The sequence below is a fragment of the Cyclonatronum sp. genome (genome assembly GCF_022565315.1).
GTDB lineage: Bacteria > Bacteroidota > Rhodothermia > Balneolales > Cyclonatronaceae > Cyclonatronum.
The window spans coordinates 1-4,274 of record NZ_JAIUMX010000179.1 but is presented as its reverse complement, the minus strand read 5'-3'; the positions used below and the strand labels follow the sequence as shown (position 1 = coordinate 4,274).

Below are 4,274 nucleotides of genomic sequence, written 5' to 3'. Positions count from 1 at the left end.
TTTTTCAAACTTATCAAAAAGCTCATCCTTTCCGGATAAGCCTGCTGAATCGAGATAGCTCTGATCATTTGCGAATTTGGCCCAAAGTCGTTTTTTGGCATCAATCTGATTCTTAACGGTTTCAACAAAAAGGCCTGCGTTAAACGGTTTGGGAAGATAGGCATCAGCACCCTTTTGCAGGCCGGCGAGCTGATGCTCTTCATCGGTGCGTGCTGTAAGCATCACAAAAGGGATGAAATTAAGGGTTGGGTCGTTGCGAAGCTTCCTGCAAAAATCAAATCCATCCATAACGGGCATCATGATATCACTGATGATCAGATCAGGCATAAGCTCTCTTGCAGCCTCAAGACCTTCCAGGCCATTATTCACAATATGAACCCTATAGTTTTCAATCAGCAATTCATGAAGATATTCCTGAAGTCCGGCTTCATCCTCTGCAATTAAAATCAGCGGGAGGTGATCCCTGTTTGTTTTACCGGGCTTAACGGAGAACTGACGCCTTATTTTCAGATCCTCAAACATAACTGTTTTTACAGTAGGATGAATGATGACTGACTCCTGCTTTGCTTCAGGCCCTGTTTCGGGGATTGGCTGATTTGCTTCCGTTTGAAGTGCAGGAAGAAAGACCTGAAACGCAGAGCCTTCCCCCAGTTTGCTGTTAACACTTACCTCTCCCTGATGCATGCCTACCCACTCTTTTACTACGGCAAGACCAAGACCAATCCCGCCTTTTTGCGCATTCGATGCCTGAAAAAAACGATCAAAAAGAAAGGGCAGACTATCCTCCGGAATTCCCCTTCCTGTATCTTTTACGCACAGACCGACCCTGTTTCCGAAGTTTTTTCCGGCTGCCTGCGTGATAACCGTAACCCTGCCGCCTTTTTCTGTATGTTTGATTGCGTTGGAAATGAGGTTTATCAGCACTTGCTCCATTTTGGATTTATCTGCATGTACCCATGCTGCATCCTGATTACCGCTAAGTTCAACGATGAGGGTGACACCCTTTTGATCGGCCCATGACAGAAACATACTTTGCAGGTGCAGGGCAAGCTGATACATATTCAGGGGCACTTTATGAAGCTGCTCTGTACCGCTTTCAATTCGGGAGAGCTGCAGCAACTGCTCAATCTGAAGAGAAAGCCTGCCGATATTCCCCTCAAGTTGAACAAACAGGGCCTGTAAAGGCTTGCTGAGCGGACCGTACTTCCCATTTAATGCCAAATCTGTATGCCCCTTAATCAGGGTTAAGGGTGTGCGCAGTTCATGAGAGATATTTGCAAAAAAGCTGTTTTTTTGCCTGTTCAGATCTTCCAGCCGTAGTGCCTGCTGCTCTGTAATTGCCTTGCTTTCTTTTAGGGCATTTAAGGCCTGCTCAACGCGGTTTTTTTCACGGGTGATGGCGGCTGTTTGCTCCTTCACCGTTTGCTGAAGGTTGTTCTCCCGCCGGATACCAGCATTTATCTGATAGCGGGTAAAGCCCAGGCTGCCCCCAACTGAAATAGCGATAAGCAAGCCGTAAAACCACAGGGTTTGCCAAAAAGGAGGTGTAACATGAAAAGAAAGCCCAACCGCCTGCTCGGTGCGGATGCCGGCATTGTTTGTGGCCTTTACCAGGAAGGTATAATCACCGGGGGGCAAAGATGTAAATACGGCTTCCCGCAGCCTGCCAGCTGACTGCCATTCGGTGTGAAAGCCCTCAAGCTTGTACTGAAAACGAACATAATCCGGGTTCATAAAGCTTAGTGCCGTGAACCGGAAAACAAGCTGCTGCACATTGTGGGGGATGTCGTCAATTTCGCTCGGCAGGAAGGCTACCCCATCGACTATGATTTCTTCTATGAGGGTATTGGGTGGTTTTCGGTTCAGGCGCATCTGATTCGTATGGATTTCGGCGAGTCCCTGAACCGTTGGGATATACAAAATGCCTGAATCTGACAAATGAAGAGATGGAGAAAACCCGCCTGTTGTTTCCCTGTTGGGCATGCCTTCGGCAACGCCAAACGGTGTTACCGGCAGGTCTGAGCTTTCGCCGGTAAAAAAGCGTTCGGCATGCAGGCTGTCAATCATAAAAAGCCCGCGGTTTCCGCCAATCCAGAGATTACCGTTGTGGTCTGTGGTAAGCTGCGAGATGGTTTCATCTAACAGTCCGGATTCAGCCGTCACTGCAAAAGGAGCCTGACCCGGGCTGTAAACCACCATTCCTCCGCCATAACTTCCGAACAAAAACCGCCCGAAGGCGTCTCTTGCGATCGTTCTGAAGGCATTGGTGCTCAAAATATCAAATTTCGGCTGCGCCAAAAAACGACCATCCTTTACATAGCCAACCCCACGGTCAGTTGCAATCCAAAGGTTGTTCTGTTCATCTTCGAAAATATCTCTTACCGATGCAATCTTATTTCCAGACTCATCCCTGATGATTTCTGCGGTTTCCCCGTCCCAGCGAACCAGGCCCTGACTGTAGGTACCAAACCAAATGACGCCTGCGCTGTCTTCAAATAGTGCAAGTACGATACTGTCATCGCTGTAGTCCCAAGCTTCAAACTTCTGAAACATAACCGCATCCGGAGGGCGGAAGTAAACGCCGTCAGACCAGGTTCCGGCCCAGATAGTGCCGTCTGACTGCTCATAAACGGACCATATACAGGTATTTGCAAATCCATATTCGCTGCTGAACTGTTCAAGCTCATTCTCAAAATACCTGTACAGGCCGTCGCAATTGGTGCCAAACCAGACAGCACCATCCGCCGAGCCGGTGACGCTTGTTATAGCAGTCTGACTAAGTGACGCAAAGCCCGAATCTATATTGATCGGGGTTGGCACAAACCGCTTCACGCCCCCTGCTCTGGTTGCGAGCCAAAACGTACCTTCATAGTCAATAACCATATTCCTGATAAACTGATCGGAAAAGGACCGGATTGTCAAACGCTGATAATCACTTTCCGGGTCCGGTAAAAAGAGCTCAGAAAGCCCGTGTGAGCCATACACAAACATACGGCCTTCTTCAAGGCTTAAGCCCAGCAGGTTATTGAAGCCCAGTGCGGCACCGGATATTGTGTGCCGGATTTGGGTACGGTCATATTCAATCCTAAACAGGTCTTTATTGGTAAGCAGCCAGTAAAAATCATCCTCAGGTGCAATAGAGACAAAAAAAGAGGACGGTTCCACAGCCCTCTCCGCTGCATTGCTGCCGGTTGCATCGAGGATTCCGCCGGACAGTGACATGGTTAGAGACACCTTGCTGCCGTCGTGTTCTGCGCGGTAAATATTTTCCTGCTGAACGATGTAGGTGTGGGTATCGCTGTGCGTGATGTACTTTACCGTATGGCGCGGTACCGCGTCGATTCGGGAAAATTCGCCTTCCGAAAACCGGAAAAGGCCTGAATGTGCTCCTATCCAGATTGCACCGTCGGGGCCTTCACTAAGGGCTGTTACTTCGGCTCTTACATCAGCACCATTAATACGGATGGTATGAACGGATGTCGTATTGCCGGCAATCATCAGGAGGGTATTATCCTGCACACCTGCCCAGATATTCCCGCTCCTGTCCTGCATCACTACGTGAAATCGGTTTGAGTTCAGCCCTTCTACATTAGATACATTGTACTCTTTTATGCTCAGGCCGTCATACCGTACCAAACCGTTGAACGAAGCTATCCAAATGTAACCCTGCTGATCCTGCATGATGTCATTTATGCCGTTCGCAGGTAATCCGTGCTCGGTGGTGAGGCTGGAGCTTTTGTAAAACTGATTGTTTTCATTAATCAGCTGCTGTCCCTGAGCAGCATAAAGCGCTTCGCCGCTTAACAGCTTCACCCCCGCAAAAAGAATACTAAACAATATATAAACAATTGTTTGCAAAAAATGACCCATATATTAATGATGCTAAACTAACTTGTATTACCACCATTTTAACATGGCAATTTAGTGCATCAGTTCCTTGTAGGTATTATCATTTCTTATGTAGTTGAGGTTTTATAGCATAGCAAGCTGCATCAGCTCCTTAATGAGACTGCATCTAACAGTGCCTCCAACCAAACCAAACCAAACCTTTTTTTTGTATCTGACCCGACAGAGAATCTCAAACAGCAATAAACCAGACGCGCTTTTTGTGCCTTGATTGTACCGCGACACCTAACGCTTTTTTATAAATGAAAGCGATCCTATCAGCGCATTCGGGCCAATGCTGTGTGAGCTGCCAGAAATATCCTGTGGTACATTTTGCTCAAATCTTTAGCGCTATGAAACATTACCCTGCTCCTATGAGCCCCAGCGGT

At 47.7% G+C, this 4,274-nt stretch carries 1 protein-coding gene; it reads right to left on the bottom strand.

The window, feature by feature from the left end:
• The coding region (locus LAT75_RS15255; protein WP_291483643.1) for a two-component regulator propeller domain-containing protein at window positions 1-3,837 on the bottom strand (3,837 nt) is incomplete at its 3' end.
• Window positions 3,838-4,274: the final 437 nt, after the last annotated feature.